The following is a 21,577-nucleotide window of genomic DNA, read 5'->3' on the forward strand; positions in this document are numbered from 1 at the left end:
CGCGGGGAGAGCGGAGTTGAGCCAGATCGAAATCGACCAGAAATCAACTTGGCCGAACATCGTGGGCGCAATAACAGCCGCATGTCATGTCATACGTCAAGACTTGTCGGGCCCCTTTGTTGAAACGTGATCGGCACACCCGTGATCAGCTCCGCCGACGGGGCCTGTCCGGGCGGCGGGCGGCGGCCGGTGGCCGGTTGCCGGTGGGGTTGCCGGTGGCCGGTTGCCGCGCACGTCCGCGACGACGACCCGTACTTCTCCTACGTGGGTCGCGAGCGCTCGTACGCTCGACGCGGCTGCGAAGGCGTATCCGGATCAGCCGATCTTCACGGTCTTGGAGACCGTGACCTGGTCGATGTCGCTGGTGCGCACCGTGACGTTCATCGTCCAGGTGCCGGCCAGCGGGAGCGTGAGGCCGTCCGTTCCCCAGTAGCCGCCCTTGTCGGTGAGCTCCGCGTTGATCGGGCCGACCTTCTGCGCGGCGAGCGTGAAGGTGAGACGCAGTTCGGGGACGGTCGCGATGCCTCCGTCGGGGCCGAGGATCACGGCCTGCACCGAGTTCTCGCCCACCCGGCCCGGCGTCAGCTCGATCTGCACCTTGCCGTGCCCGCCCGGCGTACCGACGTCGAAGGGGACCAGCGTCGTCGACGACGTGGGCTGCCCGGGGGTCGCGGTCGAAGCCGCCGCCGTCTCCTCGGCCGCCCGCCCCGGCTGGGTCCCGGTCAGCAGGGTGGTGATCACCAGGACGACGATGCCGACGGTGATCTCGGCGAGGACGGAGCGGCGCAGAGCACGACGGTGCGCGGCAGGGTCGGCGGAGGCGGAGCCAGGTGCGGGCTCGGGGCCGGAACCCGGTTCAGGGGTCGCATCGGGGGGACCGGCCTCGGCTCGTACGTCCTCGGGGGCGGCCGTCCCCGCGGCAGCCGGCCCCCCGACCGGCACGGCCACCCGTTCCGCCGGAACGGTCGCGGGAACAGCCGCGGCCGTCTCCGCCACCACCAGCCGCCCCGTCCAGCGCCGCGAGTACGCCGCCCCCGCCAGCAGGAGCAGCACCCCGCACAGCTTGGCGACGAGGATCCTGCCGTACGACGTCGAGGTCAGGGCGTCCCAGGAGCCGAGGCCGCGCCAGGACTGGTAGACGCCGGTGGCGGCGAGGACGGCGACCGAGGCGAGGGCGAGCCGCGAGAAGCGGGTGACGACGGCCGTGGAGAGGGGCTCGCCGGGGCGGTGGAGCGCGGTGAGCAGGGCGGTCAGACCGCCGAGCCAGACCGCCATGGCGAGCAGATGCAGCACGGCGGAGACCATCGCCACGGGGACCTGGATCCCGGCGGACGCGTGCTCGGCGGCGGCCCAGGTGACCGCGAGAGCGAGGGCGAGCGCCCCGCCGAGTGCGAGAACACCGCGCGCCTGCCCGCGCTCCCGTACGCGTACGCGTTCGGGCAGGAAGGCGGCCGCCCCCAGCAGCACCAGCCGGGCCACCAGGACCATCCCCGGCTTGCTCGTCAGGGTCTCGCGCAGGGCGGCCGGGTCGAAGGCGGAGGCGACCCCCGTGCCGCGCTCGTAGGGGCCGCGCAGGAGCAGCAGCGCGAGCGTGGACAGCAGCAGGGTCCACCAGCCGGTCTGCAGCAGGCGCCGCACGCTGCCCGGGTACCCGCAGGCCAGCACGAAGACGCCCGCGCCGATGAGCAGGGCCAGGCCGCCGTACGCGACGTATCGGGCGATGTCGTAGAGGGTGGCCGAGGCGGCGTCGGTGGCGGGTGCGGTGGGCAGGGCGGCGGTGGTCGCGGAGGGCTTGCCGATGGAGAAGGTGAAGGCGCCCGAGACCGGGTGGCTGTCCGCCGAGACGACCCGCCAGACCACGGTGAACGTGCCGGTGCCCAGGCCGCCCGGCAGGGTCACGCGGGCGGTGGAGGACCGGTCGCCCGCGTGGCCCGGCTTGCCTGTGTGTACGCGCCGGTTCTCCGGGGTGAGCACGCGGAAGGAGTCGTCGAGGAGGCCGACGGACTCGCTGAACGTCAGCGTGACCTGGCGGGGAGCCGACTTCAGCACGCTGCCGTCCTGCGGATCGGTGCCCGTCAGCGCGGCGTGCGCGGACGCGCCGCCCACGCCGCCGAAGAGGACAAGGGCCAGGACACCGATGATCAGGCCCAGGCCCCTGACGATGCGCCGCCGGTCTCGCCGTTCGCTCACACGCCGTCTCCGTCTCACATTTCCAGAGTCAGTCTTGGATACGTACGGACGAATCCGGCGGCGTGCTCACCCGCCGCAGCCGGAGATTACTCCCGGAAGGCCGCCTCCCTGGTGAGGAAGGCGAGTTGGGCGCGCTTCTCGGGCAGGTACACGTCCGGAAGGTCGATTTCGGGCAGCACGACGGCCGGTCCCAGGTCGAAGCCCTGCCGCTTGAAGCGGGCGATCGCCTTCTCGTTTCGCTCGTCGGGATCGACGACGACCCGCTTGCGGTCCAGGCCGATCAGCACGTACGAGGTGAAGGCGACCAGCAGTGAGGAGGAGAAACCCTGGCGGGCGCCCGCGGGTCCGGGCGGTCCGATCAGCAGGTGGACGCCCATGTCGCCCGGCTCGGCGTCGTAGCACTCGCTGACGCGGTCGGCCTCGGGCTCATAGGTCTGGAAGAGCGCGACCGGTTCGCCGTCCGTGACCGCGAGGAAGGCGTGGTGGGTGTCGAGCGAGTCGAGATGCAGGTACGTGTCCAGGACCTGCTGCTTCGTGAACCCGTTCATCCCCCAGAACTCGGCTCGCTCCTGGGCCACCCAGGCGTGGACGACGTCGAGGTCGGCGTGCGGGTCGAGGGGCAGGATCCGGACGGTGCCGAAGCCGTCGACCAGCTGCTCGTGGACGGCCTCGCGGTCGCGCCCGTACGGCTCAGTCGTCATGGTTCTCCTTGGTCAGCTTGTTCCAGTCGGTGGCCACCGGGGCCAGATCTCCCTTGAGCCACAAGGGGAGCTGGTCCCGGTGGTGGGCCGTGCCCGGGACGCCGTCGGCGCCGAGGGGAACCACCCAGAGGCTGTTGTCGCGGTCGGCGAGATCCCAGACGTAGCGGGCGGCGGGGCCTCGCGCGCTCAGGTCGGTCAGGCCGGGCACCGCCGACGTGCACAGCACGCAGTCGTGGTCGCCGGAGAGCCCCGGAGCCTCGTACGAGGGGTCGGGGAGCGCGCGCCAGGGGGCGAGCCGGTGGGTGTCGCCCCAGGTGCCCGGCGTCCGGCCCGCCGCCACCTCCTCGACGGCGTCCCGCAGCACGGCGTCGCGCTCGATGCCGTACAACTCCTCGGCCTTCAGCAGGTTTTCGAGGGCGAGTCCGACCCGCGGGGTGAGGGCGAGCCAGGGGAGGAAGACCTCCGGGTACGCGGGCGGGTCGGCCAGAACGGCGAGCGCGGGGTGCGCCGCGAGCCGCCGTACGACCGCGCCGCGCACCGCCGCGTACGCCGCCGCGTCGCTGCTGCCGGCGTCCATCCGCCGGTCCCAGCCCAGGAGTTGCTCCCTGAGCGCGACCGCCTCGAGGCCGAGCCCCTCGCCGAGGGCGGCCAGCCGGTCCAACAGCGCGGCGGCCGAGGCGAGATGGGTGTCCATGTGCACGACGGGCATGTCCCGGGCGGACCACTTCCGCGACCCGTCGAGGAGCTGCCGGATGCGGGTGGCGCGGTGCGGCGGGGCGAACTCGACGCCCAGCGGGGTCGCCGGGCCGCGCTGGTTGGCCATCACGGCGACACCGTCCTCGAAGGACCCGCACGGCATCTCGTGCCAGCCCTGCCACTCGTGCCCCGGCTCCCAGGCGGCCACCACCCGTGTGCGGTTGTCCTCGCTCCGGACCGGGACCCGCCCCGCGACCCGGTGCAGCAGTCCGCCCTCGGTGTCGGCGGCCTGGACGACGTTCACGGGCTCCGCCCACAGGTCGAACGCCCGGTCCACGTCGGCGACTTCACGGGCCCTGAGCAGCGGGAGGAGCGCGCTGAAGCCGAGGTCCTCGGTCACGCGGGGCGGGTAGCGAAGGCTGATGGACTCCTCCGCGCCGACTCCCCCGATGACCACGGGTCCGCGCGCCGTCTCGATCACCTCGACCTCGACGGGCTCACCTCCGGCGACCTCGACGGTCTCGACGTGCCGCTCCACGGCTCGCCACTCACCGTCGGGATCGAGGACCTCGACGGACGAACCGGCCGACCTCAGGCGCTCCCGATACAGGTCCTGATAGTCGGCCATCGCGTTGGTGATCGCCCAGGCGACCGTTCCGGTGTGGGCGAAGTGGGCGATGCCCGGGACGCCGGGGACGGCGAGCCCGATGACGTCGAACTCCGGGCAGGAGAGGCGGATCTGCTGGTAGACGCCGGGGTCCTCGATGAAGCGGTGCGGATCGCCGGCGATGACGGCCTGCCCGGTGACGGTCCGTTCGCCGCTCACCAGCCACCCGTTGCTCCCCGAGGTGCCGGGCCCGTCCATGGCGAACAGCTCGACCGCCTCCGCGCCCAGCAGCCGTACCACCTCCTCGCGCCAGAGCTTGGCGGGGAATCCGGCGAAGAGGATGTGCGTACCGAGCCAGACGCCGAGCGGGCTCCAGGGCTGCCAGCGGCCGGGGGCGAGCCCGGTCGCGGCGAACTCCGGTGCGCGCCGGGCCCCTTCCGCCAGTCCGTCATTGACCCCTTGCACATACGAGACGACCCACGCGGCGGTCTCGGGGTCCCGTCCCTCCAGGGCGGCGAAACAGCGTCTGGCGGTGTCGTCGAGCCGGGCCTGCCGTGCGAACCGGTCCCAGCCGACGGCCTCGGCGCCGAGGAACGCGGCCGAGGTGCCCTGCGAGCGGTGCCGTTCGACCTCCAGCTGCCAGGCCCGGTCCACGGCGGTGGTCCGGCCCTGGGCGTGGGCGAGTTCCTGTGCGCTGTCCGCGCGCAGGTGCGGGATGCCCCAGGCGTCACGGTAGATCTCGGCGGTCACGAACCATCCCCACTTTTCTCAGGTTAGGCTAACCTAACTTACATTCGGCGGAAGCGTACGCGAGGGGTGAAGACCGCATGGGCCGGGGTCATGGCTGGGAGGGCGCGGTCCTCAAGCTGCTGCGCGCCAGGGATTTCACCTTCACGGTGACTGGGGCCGAGGACGTCACCCCGCACTACCGGCGGCTGCGCCTCACCGACGGCGGCATGCTCGCGGCGACCGGGGTCCACCCGACCATGTGGGTACGACTGTGGTTCGACGACGCGGGCAAGCCGCACCAGCGGGCGTACACACTGGTCGACCCCGACCCGGCGGCCGGGACCTTCGGCCTGGAGTTCGCCCTGCACGAGGGCCGCGCCAGCGACTGGGCGCGGGCGGCGAAGCCCGGGGACACCATCGAGGCGACGGTCCACGGCACCGGCTTCGAGCAGCCCCGGCCCGCCCCCTCGCACATCCTCGCGATCGGCGACCCGGCATCACTGCCCGCCCTCAACTCCCTTCTCGGGGCGCTGGGTTCGGCACCGGCGACCGTCTGGTTCGAGGGCACGACGGACGACCTCCCCCTCCACGTGGACCCGGCCCGGCACGAGGTGCGCCACGTGCCACGCCTGAACGCCGGCGCGCACCTCGTCGCGCAAGTACGCGCCGAACTGCCCGAACTGCTGAAGGGCGAGCCGGATCCGTACGTCTGGATCGCCTGCGACACGACGACGACACGGGCACTGTCGTCGTACGTCCGCAAGGAACTGGCCGTTCCCCGGCAGCGGACGCACGCGCTGGGGTACTGGCGGGCGACGTAGCGGAGCCTCCGGGTCGCGTACGGACTCACGTACGACTTTTCGGGGACCTCGTGAGTCGGGTGGGGGCGCCATGCGACGATCGCGCGCCCGCCCGGCTGCGCCTCACGGGCGATCGGGCGATCATCGACCCATGGACGTCACACTTCACCTCGCCCAGGACCCCGAGGCCGACGAACTCCTCGGCCGCAGTCCGCTCGCCGCGCTGGTCGGGATGCTGCTGGACCAGCAAGTGCCGATGGAGTGGGCGTTCAAGGGCCCGTCGACCATCGCCCAGCGGCTGGGCGCGGACGACCTGGACGCGCACGAGATCGCGGCACAGGACCCCGAGGCCTTCGCCGCGCTCCTGTCGGAGAAGCCCGCCGTGCACCGCTACCCGGGGTCGATGGCCAAGCGGATCCAGCAGCTGTGCCAGTACCTCGTCGAGCACTACGACGGGGACGCGAGCGCCGTCTGGGAGGGCGTCGGCACCGGGCAGGAGCTGCTGAAGCGGCTGGCGGAGCTGCCCGGGTTCGGCAAGCAGAAGGCGCAGATCTTCCTCGCGCTCCTCGGCAAGCAGCTCGGCGTACGCCCCACGGGATGGCGCGAGGCCGCGGGCGCCTACGGCGAGCCGAAGTCCTTCCGCTCGGTGGCGGACATCACCGGCCCGGAATCCCTGGCCAAGGTCCGCGCCCACAAACAGGAGATGAAGGCGGCGGCCAAGGCAGCGAAGGCCTCCGGCCGGTAGCCCGTCAGGGGCGCGGGGAACTGCGCGACCAGCCCCCACGCACCCGCAGCCAAAGAACCACCCGGCGGGTGCTCTGGGGCGGAGCCCCGGGGTACGGGTCGGGCAGAGGCGGAGGGGGCGAAAAATACCCCGCCTGTCGAGCCCGCCGTGTCCACCGCTCGGCCCATCCCGGCGGGCTCCGGGGCGGAGCCCCAGGTACGGGACCGGTACCGGCGGAGGGGGCGAAAACCCACCGCGCCCACCGACCCCGCCGTATCCACCGCTCAGCCCATCCCGGCGGGGCTCCGGGGCGGAGCCCCAGGTACAGGTCAGGCAGAGGCGGAGGGGGCGAAAACACCCCCGCCCACCGACCCCGCCGTATCCACCCCTCAGCCCATCCCGGCGGGGCTCCCGGGGGGAGCCCCAGGTACAGGTCGGGCAGGGGCGGAGGGGGCGATAACACCCCCGCCCGTCGAGCCCGCCGTGTCCACCGCTCGGCCCATCCCGGTGGCGGCCGCCCCCGGGCCGTTCGCAGCATGAGTCATGACCGAGCCACCGAGCGGCTCCCCCTGGGGCCCGGAGTACGACGACCGCCGCGTGCACGCCGCGAGGGACACCCGTGCTCCCACGGGCGAGCCCGAGGGCCCCCTGCACTTCCTCGCTCGCGCCGCCTGGCAGACCGTCCTGGTCGCCGGCATCGCCGCCCTGGTGCTCGGCGTCCTGGTGCTGATCTGGCCAGGCGCCTCACTCCTCGCCGCAGGAGTGCTCTTCGGCCTCTACCTGATCTTCAGCGGCGTCCTGCAACTCGTCTCCGCCTTCGGCACCCACGTGGCGACGTCCCTTCGCGTGATGGCGTTCATCAGCGGCGCCCTGTCCATCCTGCTGGGCCTCTTCTGCTTCCGCGGCGCGATGCAGTCGATCCTGCTGCTCGCCCTGTGGATCGGCATCGGCTGGCTGTTCCGCGGCATCACGCAGACGATCGCCGCCGCCTCCGACCCGACCGTGCCGGCCCGCGGCTGGCAGGTCTTCCTCGGCATCGTCAGCTTCCTCGCCGGCATCGTGCTGATCGTGTCCCCGTTCGAGTCGGTCGCCGTCCTCACCGTCGTCGTCGGCTGCTGGCTCATCGTGGTCGGCATCGCCGAGATCATCACGGCGTTCCGGATCCGCTCCGGCGCCCGGGCCGTCCCCCGCATCCTGTGACCGCTCCCCGACGCCGCCCGGCGTCCCCCGACGTCAACTCCGCGCCCGCCAGGTACGCCAACAGGGCGGATCTCGCGGCATACCCGATGAACCATCGGCCTCCTGTGGGGAGATGACGTCTCATGAGCCCCTCCCCGCGCCACCCGCACCCGCTGCGCCGGTGCGCGCGAGCGCGGGGAGGGGCTCCTTCGCGCGCTTGGCTGCGGATTCTCGTCCTGCTGGTCGTCGCGATGCTCGCCACGGGCGCACACCCCGAGGTGTTCGCCACGTCCTCCGCCACCGCCACCGCCAACGCCGCATCGGGCGCCGCCGAACACGACGTACTCGACACGGCGCTGCGTCCGCCCACCCGCCAGGGACTCCGCCCCCTCACCACCCTGCGCCCCGACACGGGCGACACCGAGCGGGAGCCCGGCGCCCGCCCCGTACCGGCACCCGCACCACCCGCGTACTCCCCCGTCCTGCACGCCCTGCGCTGCGTGGTCCTGCGCTGCTGACGGCCCCGGCCTCCGGACCGGTCCCTCACCAGCGAACGCAAGGACACCCCCCATGCCCAACGACCCCTACGCCGTCCTGCGCGCCCTGCTGCGCGCGGAAGCCGTACGCAACGCACCGAAGCCGGATCCCCGCCCCGAGCCGGACGCGCAACCGTCCGACCGGCACCTGTCGGAGCGGCGCCTGTCGGACGGACAGCTCCCGGGCGGACAACCGCCGATCGCACCCACCAAGGAACACGGCCGCGACTGATGGTGGAAGGCGACCGCCTCTTCCCTTTCCCCAGGACGGAGCGGTCGCCCTTCAACGGGACGGAGCGGGCGGCTACCGCCGGCGCCGGGCCGTCCCGAAGAGCGACCTGGTGATCTCCCGCCCGATCTGCGTGCCGACGGACCGGGCGAGGGACTTGAACAGGCCGCTGCCGACGACCTGCTCGACCATCGACTCCTCCCGCCTGTCCTGCTTGGGGCGCCCCTTCGAGGGGGCCGGTGCGGCCCGCGTCGCCGCCTCCCGCGCCGTCAGCTTCTCGTACGCCGACTCCCGGTCCACCGCCTGCGCATAGCGTCCATACAGCGGCGACCCCGTCACCGCCTGATCCAGCACCCCCGCGTCGACCGGCGCCATCAGGGACTGCGGAGCCCGCAGCCGCGTCACCGCGACCGGCGTCGGCGCGCCCTTCTCGCTCAGCACGGTGACGACGGCCTCGCCGGTGCCGAGCCCGGTGAGGACCTCCTCCAGGTCGTACCCGGAGTCGGGGAACGTCTTCACGGTGGCCTTCAACGCCTTCTGGTCGTCCGGGGTGAAGGCGCGCAGCGCGTGCTGGACACGGTTGCCGAGCTGGCCTAGGACATCGGCGGGTACGTCCTTGGGGGTCTGCGTCACGAAGAAGACGCCGACTCCTTTCGAGCGAATGAGCCGGACGGTCTGCGTGATGGAGTCCAGGAAGGCCTTCGAGGCGTCGTTGAAGAGCAGATGGGCCTCGTCGAAGAAGAACACGAGCTTGGGTTTGTCGGCGTCGCCGACCTCGGGAAGGTCGTGGAAGAGGTCGGCGAGCAGCCACATCAGGAAGGTCGAGAAGAGCTGCGGTTTGTCCTGGACCTCGGGGAGTTCGAGGACGGACACCACGCCGCGCCCCTGCGACGCCGTACGCAGCAGCTCGCTGGTGTCGAACTCCGGCTCCCCGAAGAACGGACTCATGCCCTGCGCCTCGAAGGCGGTGAGGGAACGGAGGATCACGCCCGCCGTGGCGGTGGACAGCCCGCCGATGCCCTTCAGCTCCTGCTTGCCCTCGTCCGAGGTCAGGAAGGCGACCACGGCGCGCAGGTCCTTGAGATCGACCAGATCCAGGCCCTTCTGGTCGGCGTAGTGGAAGATCAGGCCGAGCGACTGCTCCTGGGTCTGGTTGAGCTGGAGCACCTTGGACAGCAGCACCGGGCCGAAGCTGGTGATCGTGGCCCGTACGGGGATGCCGTGGCCCATGCCGCCGAGCGCGTAGAACTCGGCGGGGCACCCGGTCGGCGTCCACTCCTGATGGACGTCCCTGGCGCGCTCCTGGACTCTGTCGTTCGACACGCCCGGCGCCGACACACCCGACACATCGCCCTTGATGTCGGCGAGGAAGACGGACACCCCCTGGGCCGACAACTGCTCGGCGATCAGCTGGAGGGTCTTGGTCTTCCCGGTGCCGGTGGCACCCGCGACCAGGCCGTGCCGGTTGAGCATCGGCAACGGGATGCGGATCTGCACGTCGGGCAGGCACTGCCCGTCCCAGAGCAGGGCGCCGAGATCGAGGGCGGGGCCGGTGAAGGCGTACCCGGAGGCGATTTCCAGGGCCGCCTGGGGAAGTGCGGGAGCGCTTCCGGCCTTCTCGGGAGCGGTGGCGGGAGCCGTCCTGGGGGCGGTGGCCGGGGCTGATCGTGGATCGGTGGCAGGAGGCACGGTCTCGCTGTCGCTCATATCAGGCCCCTGTTCCCGATTTGCATGGATTTACGGAGTCAACGGCGTCTTTTCCAGCGTCGCACTCCGTCGCCATGGCTGCGCCCGGAAGGTCTTGACCGGTAGGCTTTCCGTGTGATCTTCAAGCGCATCGGAAACGGACGGCCGTACCCCGACCACGGCCGGGAAAGCACCCGGCAGTGGGCGGACGTCGCGCCGCGCCCGGTCCGCCTCGATCAGCTCGTGACGACCAAGGGCCAGCTCGACCTGGAAACACTGCTCGCCGAGGACTCGACGTTCTACGGCGACCTCTTCGCGCACGTCGTGAAGTGGCAGGGCGACCTGTACCTGGAGGACGGCCTGCACCGCGCCGTCCGCGCCGCGCTCCAGCAGCGCCAAGTCCTCCACGCGCGCGTGCTCGAGCTCGACTAGCGGTTCGCGTTGACCCTTTTGGGTTGGACTGCACGTCGGGCAATGATCATTTAGTAGTTATCGTCGCCACGGCGCACTACGCTGCGCCCATGAGCATGCTCACTCCCCCTGGCATGGGCGGCCAGTACCGGATCACGGGGGACAAGTACCCGCGGATGCGCCGACCCAAGGGACGCCGGAGGCTCGTGTTCCTGGTCGTCGCCTCCGTCACCGCACTAGGGCTGATCGGGTGGGGGACCCTGCAGCTCATCGACGTCTTCACGGGCGGCGGCGACAAGGCCACGGCGGCGGGCCCCAAGGCGGACTGCGCGTCCAAGGTCAGCCCGTCGGCCGAGGCGTCCACGGCGTCCACCGCCCTGCCCAAGCCCGGCCAGATCACCGTGAACGTCCTCAACGCCACGACCCGCAGCGGGCTCGCCAAGGAGACCGCGGACGAGCTGCAGAAGCGCGGCTTCAAGATCGGCGATGTGGGCAACGCGACGGACGCGTACGACAAGAAGGTCGCCGGCACCGGGATACTGCTCGGCGCGAAGGCGGCCTACTCGACCGCGCTCCCCGTCCTCAACACGCAGCTCTCCGGCGCCGAACTGAAGACCGACGGCCGCGAGAAGGCCGACGAGGTCGACCTCATCATCGGCACCGGCTTCAAGTCACTGACGAAGAAGGAGGAGGCCGACAGGGCCCTGACCGTCCTGGCCGAGCCCCAGCCGACCCCCTCCTCGCAGAAGAGCTGCTGAAAGCCTCGTAGTCCTCGTAAGTGGGGCTACTCGGCAGCCCCGTACATCCGGTCCCCCGCGTCGCCGAGGCCCGGCACGATGTAGCCGTGCTCGTTGAGCCGCTCGTCGACCGAGGCCGTGACGACGGTGACCGGCGTGCCCGCCAGCTCGCGCTCCATGACCTCGACACCCTCGGGGGCGGCGAGGAGGACCACGGCGGTGACGTCGTCGGCGCCGCGCTTGATCAGCTCCTGGATCGCCGCGACGAGCGTGCCGCCGGTGGCCAGCATCGGGTCGAGGACGTACACCTGGCGCCCGGAGAGGTCGTCCGGCATACGGGTGGCGTACGTGGAGGCCTGCAGCGTCTCCTCGTTGCGCACCATGCCCAGGAAGCCCACCTCGGCGGTCGGCAGCAGCCGCACCATGCCGTCGAGCATGCCGAGACCCGCGCGCAGGATCGGCACGACGAGGGGGCGCGGGTAGGAGAGCTTGACGCCCGTGGTCGAGGCGACCGGGGTCACGATGTCGACCTGCTCCGTGCGCACGTCCCGCGTGGCCTCGTAGGCGAGCAGGGTGACCAGTTCGTCGGCGAGCCGCCGGAAGGTCGCGGAGTCGGTGCGCCGGTCGCGCAGGGTGGTGAGTTTATGGGCGACCAGGGGGTGGTCGACGACGTGGAGACGCATGTCCACAACAGTAGCCGGGCCCGGGGCGCCCGCCACTGCCCCGCCCGAGCCGGACGGAAGCCCCTTGCCCTGCCCGGCTCCGTCCGGCAAGGACCGGCCCTCGCTGTCACCCGTCCGCTGGCATCAAACCGCCCGTCAGGGGGAAAGTGGGAGGGACGGACCTGGGGGTGGTGTGCCCATGCGGAACCGGGAAGAGGAGTCCCCCGAACAACTGGAGACCGACGCCGAGCGCAGGAGGCGCCGCGCCCAGTTCCTGCGCGAGCTGACCGAGGCGCGCGAGCTGCGCGACCGGGTCCAGCCCCGCCGCGCCAAGGCCGCCCGACTGCGCCACGCCATGCGCATGCGCACGTTCCGCTGGTAGCGCGCCCGCCCAGGCCGATGCCGCGCACGCCCCGAGCCGATGCCCCGCCCGCACCAACCCGATCCGCCAGCCGCGCCGCGCGAGCCCGTGTCTGGGCGAGGAGGTGCGTACGAGGCGCCGACGGCCGCGTACGATCCGCTGTTAGCGATCAAAAGAGGCAGACACAGCAGGCCGAAGACGTCCCCTGAACGCTCTGTTTCTGCCACGATTCCGAGTGGGTGGGACTCGGAGAAGCACTCCCCGCCCACAGCCTCCGCCGGGGGGACCCCCAACCGGCACGCCTATGACCAGTGGGAGAGTCACGGTGTACTTCGCCGCACTGCTCGCGCGCACCGAAGACGGGTGGGAAGCGAGCGACACAGAGCTCGACGATGTGGAGACCCTGTCGGATCTGACCGACCTGGCCCGTGAAGCCTCGGACGAGGACACGGTGCTCGTGCTCATCGAGCAGGAGGACGCGTGGTTCGGCGTCGTCCGCGTGGACGGCGAGGAGGACCCTCGTATCTACGTCTCGGACGCCGCCGCGGCTGCCCGCAGCTCGTACGGCGAGATCCTGCTCACGGACGAACTACTAGGACGGGAGCCCGGCGACGACGACGCCGACCTGGACTCCCTCGACCTGGACGGCACGGAGGACGGTGAGCCCGAGGACTCCGACGACGACGAGGACGAGACCGCGTCCGGCGAGGCCGTTTCGCACAGCCCCGTCGGGGACCGCGACATCCTCGCGGACCTCGGAGTGAGCGAGAAGGAACTGCTCGCCCTGGACGAAGGCGACGCGCTCAGCACGATCGCCGACGCCCTGGGAGCGGCGGAGGTCCTGGAGACCGTCCGCTAGGTTCCCCGGGTGAGCACCACCGAGGAAACGCCACAGCCCGATCCTGCCGATCCGGTACGCGACCGCTGGCGGGCCGCGATGCGGCTCGCCCTGGACGAGGCCCACCGGGCCGTCCGGGGCGGGGATGTTCCCGTCGGCGCCGTCGTGCTGTCCGCGGACGGTACGACGGTGCTCGCGACCGGGCACAACGAGCGCGAGGCCACCGGGGATCCGACGGCGCACGCCGAGGTCCTCGCGCTGCGCCGGGCCGCCGCGGTTTTGAGAGATTCGGCGGCGCGAAGCGCCTCCGGCAAGGGTGGTGGTGGGAGACGGGTGGGCGAGTGGCGGCTGACCGGCTGCACGCTCGTCGTCACCCTGGAGCCCTGCGCGATGTGCGCGGGCGCGCTCGTGCAGTCCCGGGTGGACCGGGTCGTCTACGGCGCCCGCGACGAGAAGGCGGGCGCGGCCGGCTCCCTCTGGGACCTCGTACGCGACCGGCGGCTCAACCACCGGCCCGAGGTGATCGAGGGCGTCCTCGCCGACGAGTGCGCGAGCCTCCTCACCGACTTCTTCCGCGACCGTTGATCATCGGGGCCGCGGCCGCTGATCATCGGGGCTGCTTCCGCGACCGCTGATCGTTGATCATCCGGGTCACCGAAACGGATTTCGGACCACGGCCCACCTTGGGGTAAGGTCTCCCTCGGTAGCGTGTCCGAGCGGCCGAAGGAGCTCGCCTCGAAAGCGAGTGTGGCGCAAGTCACCGAGGGTTCAAATCCCTCCGCTACCGCTTGAGAAGGGCCCCGTCGAGAGACGGGGCCCTTTGTGCGTCCGGCAGTCGTGCGAGTGCGTACGAACAGTGGCTCGGGTGCGCACGAACAGACGCTCCGCCGCACACGAAAGCCCCGGCGCCGCTCGCACGCCGGGGCTTTCGCGCACCCCATCCCGGGGGCTCCCGCGCCCCCGTGAGGACCCGGGGGAAGCGGCATCGGGGGGACAAGCCGCTTCCCCCGGTGGAGAAGGACCCACAAGTCCGCGCCGCTGTCTCGGGGGAAGCCTGCGGCGGGGACCCCGCAGTGGGGCCCGTCCCGGCCCCGCGGACTCCTGCCGGTTCCGCCGGGCTCACCATCCATCCTGGGCCCGGCGGCGCCCGGATCAGCCCGACAAAAGGCCTCGACCAGCGGGCCGTTGGTCCTTAAAAGCGGCGTGAAGGTTACACTCGCCGCCGGCAACAGGGGGCCCACCGGGCGCAGCAGTCACAGGGAGGCCGCGATGGCGGTGAATTCGAAGAAGATCGCCGTCTATGTGCTCGTGGTCTTCGCGCTCTACGTGATCATCACGGATCCGGCCAAGGCAGCCGATTACGTCCAGATAGGGTTCGAAGGCATATCGAACGCCGCTCAGGCCATCGGCGACTTCATGACCTGGGTCGCCGACGGAGCCAAGAACTGAGCCGGAACCGCGCCGGACCAGAGCCCGAGCAAGCCGGCCCCGTTCCGACGGGGCAGAGACAAGAACCGCACCACCAGGGAGTGCACGTGATCCGCCATCTGGTCCTCTTCAAGCTCAACGAAGGCATCGAGCGTGACGACCCGCGCGTGGTCGAGGGTGTCGCCGCCTTCCGCGCGCTCGGCGACCAGATCCCCGAGCTGCGGTTCTGGGAATGCGACTGGAACATCACCGACCGGCCCATCGCGTACGACTTCGCGATCAACTCCGCCGTCGACGACACCGACGCCCTGAAGCGGTACTTGGAGCACCCGGCGCACCAGGCGGGTGTCGCGCTGTGGCGGGAGTTCGCGACCTGGGTGATCGCCGACTATCCGTTCTGACCCTTCCGGGCCGCACCGTTTCGAAGCCTCTGGCCACAACCGGCCAGGGGCATTTTGTGTCTTACACCCCAACTCTCCCTCAACACGGCGTTATGCGGTGCTTGCACACAGTGCACATGTCTTGTGATGCTATGACCGCTTTTGACGGGTGAGTTGATCACGGATGAGTTGACGGATCACAGAGGTGGAGTTGACCGTGCCGGCCAGTACTGCGCCTCAAGCACCGCCGCAAGAAGTCGTGCAGGAAGTCGTACAGGAGGTCGTACAAGAGGTCACGCCGGAACAGGCCGCGCCCGAACGCCGTCGCGGTGCCGACACCCGTGCCCTCACGCAGGTGCTCTTCGGCCAGCTCAAGACGCTGGAGCCGGGCACCCCCGAGCACAACCGCGTACGCGGGGCCCTCATCGAGGCCAACCTCCCGCTCGTCCGGTACGCGGCCGGCCGCTTCCGCAGCCGCAACGAGCCCATGGAGGACGTCGTCCAGGTCGGGACCATCGGGCTGATCAACGCCATCGACCGTTTCGACCCCGACCGCGGTGTGCAGTTCCCGACCTTCGCGATGCCGACCGTCGTCGGGGAGATCAAGCGGTACTTCCGGGACAACGTGCGCACCGTCCACGTCCCGCGCCGGCTGCACGAGCTGTGGGTGCAGGTGAACAGCGCGACCGAGGACCTGACGACCGCCTTCGGGCGCTCGCCCACGACCGCCGAGATCGCCGAGCGGCTGCGCATCACCGAGGACGAGGTGCTGTCCTGCATCGAGGCGGGCCGCTCGTACCACGCGACCTCCCTCGAAGCGGCCCAGGAGGGCGACGGGCTGCCGGGGCTGCTCGACCGGCTCGGTTACGAGGATCCGGCGCTCGACGGGGTCGAACACCGTGACCTCGTACGGCATCTGCTCGTACAACTGCCCGAGCGCGAACAGCGGATCCTTCTCCTGCGCTACTACAGCAATCTGACCCAGTCACAGATCAGCGCGGAACTGGGAGTCTCCCAGATGCATGTGTCAAGGCTGCTCGCCCGTAGTTTCGCGCGTCTTCGATCCGCAAACAGGATCGAGGCGTAACCGGTAAGAGCGAATCGCTCAACGGCGCCTTTTCCGACAGTTCAACGCCGAAAAACCGTCAGACCCCCTCTTTCCAGGGCCGATTCACCCCCTCCATGTCGACATGTCACTACAGCGTGTTGCCGACATGTGACATTCTGCCGGAAGCGCGTTTGCCGCGGCCTCGCCTCCGGTATTCAGGTGGAGGCTGCGTTCCTCCGACGGGAGCGACTGCCGCTACCGTCCGCGACCCAAAGGGGGTGGCATGTCCGCAGACCAGGGCAGCTCGAAGGTGCTCACGCTCATGAAGAGCGAGTCCGCGCCCGACGCGCTTCACGATGTCCCGGCCCTTCCGGCCCCCGACGCCGTCCCGGCCGCTCCGGCCGCCGAAGCCGTCCTCCCGGCCCCCGAGTCCTCGGGCGCCATCGACACCCGCACCCTGTCCCGCTCCCTGTTCCTGCGGCTCGCCGCACTCGGTGAGGACAGCCCGGAGCGCGCCTACGTCCGGGACACGCTCATCGAGCTCAATCTCCCGCTCGTCCGGTACGCGGCCGCGCGCTTCCGCTCCCGCAACGAGCCGATGGAGGACATCGTCCAGGTCGGCACGATCGGCCTGATCAAGGCGATCGACCGCTTCGACTGCGAACGCGGCGTGGAGTTCCCGACCTTCGCGATGCCGACGGTCGTCGGCGAGATCAAGCGGTTCTTCCGCGACACCTCGTGGTCGGTCCGCGTACCGCGCCGCCTCCAGGAGCTGCGGCTGGCCCTCACCAAGGCCAGCGACGAGCTCTCGCAGAAGCTGGACCGCTCCCCGACGGTCGGCGAACTCGCTGCGGTCCTGGGCGTGTCCGAGGAGGACGTGGTCGACGGCCTCGCCGTCGGCAACGCGTACACGGCGTCGTCGCTCGACTCCCCCGCCCCCGAGGACGACGGCGGCGAGGGCTCCCTCGCGGACCGCCTCGGCTACGAGGACACGGCCCTGGAGGGCGTCGAGTACCGCGAGTCGCTCAAGCCGCTGCTCGCCAAACTGCCGCCCCGCGAGCGCCGGATCATCATGCTCCGCTTCTTCGCGAACATGACCCAGTCGCAGATCGGCGAGGAGGTCGGCATCTCGCAGATGCATGTCTCCCGGCTGCTGACCCGCACGCTGGCGCAGCTGCGGGAAGGGCTCATCTCCGACTGACCGTCCCACGCAGGGTTCATAATTGACGGAGCGTCAGCCACACTGGCGCGATGCGTCGAGAGTCGATACGTGGTCGCCGAGGTGCCCTTGTGGGTGCCTCGGCGGCTGTGCTGTGTCTGGGTGGCGTGCTGGCCGCGTGCGGGAGTGGCGGGGGTGGGGACGGATACGTCGCCGTCGGGGCCGCCGGCGGTTCGCCCGGGGCGCCGGGGGCGGTGGTGGCCCCCTCGGGAGACGTGTCGCTGATGCCGCTGGAGGGCGGGGGCGACGCTGCTGCCGGCTCCAAGGGGGCGGGGACTTCGGGGAGTTCGGGCCCGGCTTCGGATCCCGGCTCAGGCTCGACCTCCGACTCGACTTCCGGAGAGACGGCTTCGGGATCCGGTGATCCGGCCGACGGGAGTGGTACGTCGACGCCCTCGTCCGGTGGCGGCAACTCCGGGCGTACGAGCGGAGGTTCTGACGGTGGTTCGGGGCACGCGTCCGCGTCGCCGGCTCCGACGGCACCCGGGTCCACGGCGAGCCCCCGGCCCGCCGTGCTCAGCGTGGGCGCCCCCGCGCGCGCGGCCACCGATCAGCGGTGGTGCGAGAAGGTGACCGTCTCCTTCCGCAACACCGGTGGTACGGCGGTGCGTTCGGGCACGGTGACCTTCGGGACGCACATCATCGGGGCGCTCGGGATCGACTGGGCGACGATCGAGTCCACCGAGGACCTTCCCGCGCCGATCGCCGCCGGCGCGAAGAAGGACAAGACCTGGACGGTGTGCGTCGACGCGTGGCGCGTGCCACTGGGCATGCACATCGAGACGCGGGACGTGTCCGTCCAGTGGAAGTAGGGCTTCGCCCCACGCCCGTAGCCGTAAGGTTTCGCCCCGCCGGTGCTACTTGAGCGCGAGCCAAGCCACCGCGGCCACGACCACCACGGCGACGACGAAGCCGACGATCAGACCGATACGGGGCCCCGCCGGGGCGGCCGCCTGCTGCTGTCGGCCCTGGGGGGCCTCGTCCACGAACGCACGGAACATCTGGGTGCTACCCGCGGGGTCGTAGTTGCCCTCGGGGCCCTGGGTGTTTGCCATGGAGCAGGACACTAGCGAATGCGCCGGGGCTGCCCAAGTGCGGGGCCCACGGGGACTCGGTGATCCCGGCCATGGCTTCCCAGCGATCTCCCAGCCAGGCCACCCCTCCCACCTGCAAGTTTACGTTTGCCAATACTTGCCTTTGCCAAGTTTTTAGCCCTTCACACCCTTTTTAGTTTGCCTGCGGCAACCAACTTATTTATGGTTGCCCTAAGCAACGAATACGGGAGGTGCGATGGCCGAGCAGGCGCAGTACGAGGAATTGGCTCGTCAGCTCAGCGCCATCGGTGCCGTGAAGAGGGGCATGGGGCGGATCCTGCCGCCAGACTGCCCCGGGGGCTCCGCCGCCGTGCTGACACTGCTGGGCCGGTACGGCGAGATGCGGATGAGCAGGCTCGCGGAGCTGCTCTCCGTGGACATGTCCGTGACCAGCCGCCATGTCGCGCACGTCGCGGACCGGGGCTGGATCGAACGGTCCCCCGACCCGGCCGACAAGCGCTCACGCATCCTGCGTCTCACCGCCGCGGGCCAGGAGCAGCTCGACGAGCTCTCCCGGCGCACGTCGCGGCTCCTCGCCGACCGGCTGAGCGACTGGTCCGACCACGAGGTCGGGCTGCTCATCGCACTCATGGACCGGCTGCGCGAGAGCTTCGGCGACTGCCGTGCCACACCGCGACCGCCCCACCCGCACCCGTATGCGGCAGCGCAACCCGAACCGACCACCCGTACACCCGCGTAAGCACGTAAGAAAAGGAAGCCCATGCCAACGACCACACCAGCCGGTGTGCGGGGCTCTCACGCCAAGCACGGAGGCGCCGCCGACGGCGCTCCGATGACGCACCGGCAGATCATGGAGGCGCTCTCCGGGCTGCTGCTCGGCATGTTCGTCGCGATCCTGTCGTCGACGATCGTCACCAACGCACTCCCCGAGATCATCGGCGACCTGGGCGGCGGCCAGTCCGCCTACACCTGGGTCGTCACGGCCTCGCTGCTGGCCATGACCGCGACCACGCCCCTGTGGGGCAAGCTCTCCGACCTGTACAGCAAGAAGGCGCTCGTACAGATAGCCCTCGTCGTCTACGTGCTGGGATCGGCCGCCGCCGGTCTGTCCCAGAACCCCGGAATGCTCATCGCATGCCGTGTGGTCCAGGGCATCGGCGTCGGCGGTCTGTCCGCCCTCGCGCAGATCGTGATGGCCGCGATGATCTCCCCGCGTGAGCGCGGGCGCTACTCCGGCTACCTTGGCGCGACCTTCGCCGTCGCGACCGTCGGCGGTCCGCTGCTCGGCGGTGTCATCACCGACACCTCGTGGCTCGGCTGGCGCTGGTGCTTCTACGTCGGTGTGCCGTTCGCGATCATCGCGCTGATCGTGCTGCAGAAGACCCTGCACCTGCCCGTCGTGAAGCGGGACGTGAAGGTCGACTGGGGCGGCGCGTTCTTCATCTCCGCCGCGGTCTCGCTGCTGCTCCTGTGGGTCACCTTCGCCGGTGACAAGTACGACTGGATCTCGTGGCAGACGTACGCGATGGTCGGCGGCGCGGTCGTCCTCGGGCTGCTGTTCATCCTGGTCGAGTCCAAGGCGAGCGAGCCGATCATCCCGCTGCGGCTGTTCCGCAACCGCACCATCACCCTCTCCTCCCTCGCGTCGCTCTTCGTGGGTGTCGCGATGTTCACCGGCACGGTCTTCTTCAGCCAGTACTTCCAGCTGGCCCGCGACAAGTCCCCGACGATGTCGGGCGTCATGACCATCCCGATGATCGGTGGCCTGTTCATCTCCTCCACGGTCTCCGGGCAGATCATCACCAAGACCGGACGGTGGAAGTACTGGCTGGTCTCCGGTGGCTTCCTGATCACCGCGGGCCTGGGCCTGCTCGGCACGATCCGCTACGACACGGCCTACTGGCACATCGCGATCTTCATGGCGCTGCTGGGTCTCGGCGTCGGCATGATGATGCAGAACCTGGTGCTGTCCACGCAGAACCAGGTGGCCCCGGCCGACCTCGGCGCGGCCAGCTCCACCGTGACGTTCTTCCGTTCCCTCGGCGGTGCGATCGGCGTCTCCGCGCTCGGCGCGGTCATGGCCAACCGGATCACCGACTACGTCAAGGACGGTCTGGCCGATCTCGGCCCCAAGTACGCCAAGTTGGCGTCCGGTTCCAGCTCCGGCATCCCGGACATGGACAAGCTGCCCAAGCCGCTGCGCACCGTGATGGAGAGCGCGTACGGCCACGGCATCGCGGACGTCTTCCTGATCGCCGCCGGCATGGCACTGATCGCCTTCCTCATCGTGCTGTTCATCAAGGAGGTCCCGCTGCGCACCTCGGGCGCGCTGGCCCAGGCCGCGGAGGCCAAGGCGGAGGCCGCGGCTCCGGCCGTCGCCGAGACCCCGGCCGCCGTCGAGGAGAAGGTCCCGAGCTGGGCCGTCGCCGTGACCGAGCCCGGTCCCCAGGGAACGCAGCCGCTGGCGGCAGTCGCCACGGCGACGAAGGAGAGCGTCCCGATGCCCTCGTCCGGCGGAATCCCGGTACGCGGCTACGTCCGCGGCGCCGAGAGCGCGCCCGTGCCGCAGGCCGCGGTCACGCTGATCTCGCTCGCGGGACGGCAGCTGGGCCGCTCGGTCGCGCAGGCCGACGGTTCCTACGCGCTGGACGCGCCCGGCGTCGGGTCGTACGTCCTGATCGCCTCCGCCGACGGCTTCCAGCCGCAGGCCTCGACGGTCGTCGTGAACGACGAGCCGGTCGCGTACGACATCCTGCTGAGCGGCACGAGCGGGCTGAGCGGTGTCGTCCGGGCCGCCGGGACCGGCATCCCGGTCAAGGACGCCATGGTCATCGTGACCGATGTACGCGGCGATGTGCTGGCCACCGGAACCACCGGTGAGCAGGGCGAGTTCACCTTCGCCGAGCTGGTGCCGGGGGTCATGACGGTCGCGGTGAACGCCGCGGGTCACCGGCCGCGGGCCCTGCCCGTCGAGGTCGGCGGCGCCGGAGTCACCCGCGTCGAGGTCGAACTCGACTCGGGCGCCCAGCTCCAGGGTGTCGTACGGGCACCGCACGGCCCCCTCGCGGACGCCCGCGTGACGCTGGTGGACGCGGCGGGCAACGTGATCGGCACGGCCAGGACCGGCACGGACGGGGCGTACGCCTTCACCGACCTGGACACCGGCGAGTACACGGTCATCGCGACGGGCTACGCGCCGGTGGCGACGGCCCTGACCGTGGGCGCTCGCGGAGTCGACGACCACGACATCGAACTCGCCCACCCCGGCGAGTAGTTCGAGCCCCGGCCCGTGGGACGCGCGCACTCTGAGCGGAGGTGCGCCCCCACGGGCCGGTTTCATTGCGACCAATTTTTCATGCAT

The 21,577-nt window shown here is 70.8% G+C and carries 23 protein-coding genes and 1 tRNA gene; 18 read left to right on the forward strand and 6 right to left on the reverse strand.

The genetic code is table 11. The features are described 5' to 3' along the window. Positions 1-315: 315 nt before the first annotated feature. The 3 genes from AB5J53_RS23655 to AB5J53_RS23665 all read right to left on the reverse strand — a co-directional run bounded on the left by AB5J53_RS23655 (position 316) and on the right by AB5J53_RS23665 (position 4,944). On the reverse strand, positions 316-2,145 hold the full coding sequence (locus AB5J53_RS23655) for a copper resistance CopC/CopD family protein (protein WP_369252415.1): 1,830 nt from the start codon (positions 2,143-2,145) through the stop codon (positions 316-318). 131 nt (positions 2,146-2,276) lie between these two features. Then, positions 2,277-2,891: a GNAT family N-acetyltransferase gene (locus tag AB5J53_RS23660; RefSeq protein ID WP_369247661.1), complete on the reverse strand. Its 615-nt coding sequence runs from the start codon at positions 2,889-2,891 to the stop codon at positions 2,277-2,279. Beyond that, on the reverse strand, positions 2,881-4,944 hold the full coding sequence (locus tag AB5J53_RS23665) for a penicillin acylase family protein (protein WP_369247662.1): 2,064 nt from the start codon (positions 4,942-4,944) through the stop codon (positions 2,881-2,883). The genes AB5J53_RS23660 and AB5J53_RS23665 overlap by 11 nt, the downstream gene beginning before the upstream one ends. A gap of 77 nt (positions 4,945-5,021) precedes the next feature. Between AB5J53_RS23665 and AB5J53_RS23670 the strand changes: the two genes are divergently transcribed. The 5 genes from AB5J53_RS23670 to AB5J53_RS23690 all read left to right on the forward strand — a co-directional run bounded on the left by AB5J53_RS23670 (position 5,022) and on the right by AB5J53_RS23690 (position 8,394). Further along, entirely contained in the window at positions 5,022-5,744 is a 723-nt protein-coding gene (locus AB5J53_RS23670; RefSeq protein ID WP_369247663.1) for a siderophore-interacting protein, read from the forward strand. Positions 5,745-5,874: 130 nt separating this feature from the next. Beyond that, positions 5,875-6,468, forward strand: coding sequence for an HhH-GPD-type base excision DNA repair protein (locus AB5J53_RS23675; protein WP_369247664.1), 594 nt, complete (start codon positions 5,875-5,877; stop codon positions 6,466-6,468). Between the two features lie 522 nt (positions 6,469-6,990). Then, on the forward strand, positions 6,991-7,647 hold the full coding sequence (locus AB5J53_RS23680) for an HdeD family acid-resistance protein (RefSeq protein WP_369247665.1): 657 nt from the start codon (positions 6,991-6,993) through the stop codon (positions 7,645-7,647). A gap of 122 nt (positions 7,648-7,769) precedes the next feature. Beyond that, a complete protein-coding gene (locus tag AB5J53_RS23685; protein WP_369247666.1) occupies positions 7,770-8,144 on the forward strand; it encodes a hypothetical protein in 375 nt (124 codons plus the stop codon). A 52-nt stretch (positions 8,145-8,196) separates the two neighbouring features. After that, entirely contained in the window at positions 8,197-8,394 is a 198-nt protein-coding gene (locus AB5J53_RS23690; protein ID WP_369247667.1) for a hypothetical protein, read from the forward strand. 72 nt (positions 8,395-8,466) lie between these two features. On the opposite strand, the gene AB5J53_RS23695 is transcribed toward AB5J53_RS23690, so the two are convergent. After that, on the reverse strand, positions 8,467-10,098 hold the full coding sequence (locus AB5J53_RS23695; RefSeq protein ID WP_369247668.1) for a helicase HerA-like domain-containing protein: 1,632 nt from the start codon (positions 10,096-10,098) through the stop codon (positions 8,467-8,469). Positions 10,099-10,212: 114 nt separating this feature from the next. On the opposite strand from AB5J53_RS23695, the gene AB5J53_RS23700 reads away from it, so the two are divergent. Then, positions 10,213-10,509, forward strand: a complete 297-nt coding sequence (locus tag AB5J53_RS23700) for a type II toxin-antitoxin system VapB family antitoxin (protein WP_003999914.1) — start codon at positions 10,213-10,215, stop codon at positions 10,507-10,509. 89 nt (positions 10,510-10,598) lie between these two features. After that, entirely contained in the window at positions 10,599-11,246 is a 648-nt protein-coding gene (locus AB5J53_RS23705; protein WP_369247669.1) for a LytR C-terminal domain-containing protein, read from the forward strand. Positions 11,247-11,272: 26 nt separating this feature from the next. On the opposite strand, the gene upp is transcribed toward AB5J53_RS23705, so the two are convergent. Then, entirely contained in the window at positions 11,273-11,908 is a 636-nt protein-coding gene (gene upp / locus AB5J53_RS23710) for a uracil phosphoribosyltransferase (RefSeq protein WP_189187259.1), read from the reverse strand. A gap of 178 nt (positions 11,909-12,086) precedes the next feature. Between upp and AB5J53_RS23715 the strand changes: the two genes are divergently transcribed. The 9 genes from AB5J53_RS23715 to AB5J53_RS23755 all read left to right on the forward strand — a co-directional run bounded on the left by AB5J53_RS23715 (position 12,087) and on the right by AB5J53_RS23755 (position 17,973). Continuing rightward, on the forward strand, positions 12,087-12,269 hold the full coding sequence (locus AB5J53_RS23715; RefSeq protein ID WP_369247670.1) for a hypothetical protein: 183 nt from the start codon (positions 12,087-12,089) through the stop codon (positions 12,267-12,269). A 304-nt stretch (positions 12,270-12,573) separates the two neighbouring features. Continuing rightward, the gene (locus AB5J53_RS23720; protein WP_189187379.1) at positions 12,574-13,107 is read left to right on the forward strand and encodes a hypothetical protein; all 534 of its coding nucleotides are present in this window, start codon (positions 12,574-12,576) and stop codon (positions 13,105-13,107) included. 78 nt (positions 13,108-13,185) lie between these two features. Further along, positions 13,186-13,671, forward strand: coding sequence for a nucleoside deaminase (locus tag AB5J53_RS23725; protein ID WP_369252418.1), 486 nt, complete (start codon positions 13,186-13,188; stop codon positions 13,669-13,671). A 117-nt stretch (positions 13,672-13,788) separates the two neighbouring features. Continuing rightward, positions 13,789-13,873, forward strand: a tRNA-Ser gene (locus tag AB5J53_RS23730). 482 nt (positions 13,874-14,355) lie between these two features. Beyond that, positions 14,356-14,535 (forward strand): hypothetical protein, encoded by a 180-nt coding sequence (locus AB5J53_RS23735; RefSeq protein WP_327429955.1) that lies wholly within the window; start codon positions 14,356-14,358, stop codon positions 14,533-14,535. A gap of 86 nt (positions 14,536-14,621) precedes the next feature. After that, on the forward strand, positions 14,622-14,915 hold the full coding sequence (locus tag AB5J53_RS23740) for a Dabb family protein (protein WP_369247671.1): 294 nt from the start codon (positions 14,622-14,624) through the stop codon (positions 14,913-14,915). A gap of 238 nt (positions 14,916-15,153) precedes the next feature. Continuing rightward, on the forward strand, positions 15,154-15,981 hold the full coding sequence (locus tag AB5J53_RS23745) for an RNA polymerase sigma factor SigF (protein WP_369247672.1): 828 nt from the start codon (positions 15,154-15,156) through the stop codon (positions 15,979-15,981). Positions 15,982-16,225: 244 nt separating this feature from the next. Continuing rightward, entirely contained in the window at positions 16,226-17,143 is a 918-nt protein-coding gene (locus tag AB5J53_RS23750) for an RNA polymerase sigma factor SigF (protein WP_369247673.1), read from the forward strand. A gap of 89 nt (positions 17,144-17,232) precedes the next feature. Next, positions 17,233-17,973: a hypothetical protein gene (locus AB5J53_RS23755; RefSeq protein ID WP_369247674.1), complete on the forward strand. Its 741-nt coding sequence runs from the start codon at positions 17,233-17,235 to the stop codon at positions 17,971-17,973. Between the two features lie 45 nt (positions 17,974-18,018). Here the strand turns inward: AB5J53_RS23755 and AB5J53_RS23760 are convergent, their stop codons facing one another. After that, positions 18,019-18,216 (reverse strand): hypothetical protein, encoded by a 198-nt coding sequence (locus AB5J53_RS23760; RefSeq protein ID WP_369247675.1) that lies wholly within the window; start codon positions 18,214-18,216, stop codon positions 18,019-18,021. A gap of 235 nt (positions 18,217-18,451) precedes the next feature. Here AB5J53_RS23760 and AB5J53_RS23765 point away from each other — a divergent pair, with 235 nt between their 5' ends. Both AB5J53_RS23765 and AB5J53_RS23770 read left to right on the forward strand, forming a co-directional pair. Continuing rightward, positions 18,452-18,955: a MarR family winged helix-turn-helix transcriptional regulator gene (locus AB5J53_RS23765; RefSeq protein ID WP_369247676.1), complete on the forward strand. Its 504-nt coding sequence runs from the start codon at positions 18,452-18,454 to the stop codon at positions 18,953-18,955. Positions 18,956-18,976: 21 nt separating this feature from the next. Beyond that, positions 18,977-21,490 carry an MFS transporter gene (locus tag AB5J53_RS23770; RefSeq protein ID WP_369247677.1) on the forward strand — a complete coding sequence of 838 codons (2,514 nt, stop codon included), beginning with the start codon at positions 18,977-18,979 and terminating at the stop codon, positions 21,488-21,490. Positions 21,491-21,577: the final 87 nt, after the last annotated feature.

Source organism: Streptomyces sp. R41, assembly GCF_041053055.1.
Lineage (GTDB): Bacteria > Actinomycetota > Actinomycetes > Streptomycetales > Streptomycetaceae > Streptomyces.

Bases quoted from the DNA above. Each gene is read 5' to 3' on its own strand.
- AB5J53_RS23660 (WP_369247661.1), bottom strand. From the start codon at position 2,891: ATGACGACTGAGCCGTACGGGCGCGACCGCGAGGCCGTCCACGAGCAG.
- AB5J53_RS23670 (WP_369247663.1), top strand. From the start codon at position 5,022: ATGGGCCGGGGTCATGGCTGGGAGGGCGCGGTCCTCAAGCTGCTGCGC.
- AB5J53_RS23675 (WP_369247664.1), top strand. From the start codon at position 5,875: ATGGACGTCACACTTCACCTCGCCCAGGACCCCGAGGCCGACGAACTC.
- AB5J53_RS23680 (WP_369247665.1), top strand. From the start codon at position 6,991: ATGACCGAGCCACCGAGCGGCTCCCCCTGGGGCCCGGAGTACGACGAC.
- AB5J53_RS23685 (WP_369247666.1), top strand. From the start codon at position 7,770: ATGAGCCCCTCCCCGCGCCACCCGCACCCGCTGCGCCGGTGCGCGCGA.
- AB5J53_RS23690 (WP_369247667.1), top strand. From the start codon at position 8,197: ATGCCCAACGACCCCTACGCCGTCCTGCGCGCCCTGCTGCGCGCGGAA.
- AB5J53_RS23695 (WP_369247668.1), bottom strand. From the start codon at position 10,098: ATGAGCGACAGCGAGACCGTGCCTCCTGCCACCGATCCACGATCAGCC.
- AB5J53_RS23705 (WP_369247669.1), top strand. From the start codon at position 10,599: ATGAGCATGCTCACTCCCCCTGGCATGGGCGGCCAGTACCGGATCACG.
- upp (WP_189187259.1), bottom strand. From the start codon at position 11,908: ATGCGTCTCCACGTCGTCGACCACCCCCTGGTCGCCCATAAACTCACC.
- AB5J53_RS23715 (WP_369247670.1), top strand. From the start codon at position 12,087: ATGCGGAACCGGGAAGAGGAGTCCCCCGAACAACTGGAGACCGACGCC.
- AB5J53_RS23725 (WP_369252418.1), top strand. From the start codon at position 13,186: ATGCGGCTCGCCCTGGACGAGGCCCACCGGGCCGTCCGGGGCGGGGAT.
- AB5J53_RS23735 (WP_327429955.1), top strand. From the start codon at position 14,356: ATGGCGGTGAATTCGAAGAAGATCGCCGTCTATGTGCTCGTGGTCTTC.
- AB5J53_RS23750 (WP_369247673.1), top strand. From the start codon at position 16,226: ATGTCCGCAGACCAGGGCAGCTCGAAGGTGCTCACGCTCATGAAGAGC.
- AB5J53_RS23760 (WP_369247675.1), bottom strand. From the start codon at position 18,216: ATGGCAAACACCCAGGGCCCCGAGGGCAACTACGACCCCGCGGGTAGC.
- AB5J53_RS23765 (WP_369247676.1), top strand. From the start codon at position 18,452: ATGGCCGAGCAGGCGCAGTACGAGGAATTGGCTCGTCAGCTCAGCGCC.
- AB5J53_RS23770 (WP_369247677.1), top strand. From the start codon at position 18,977: ATGCCAACGACCACACCAGCCGGTGTGCGGGGCTCTCACGCCAAGCAC.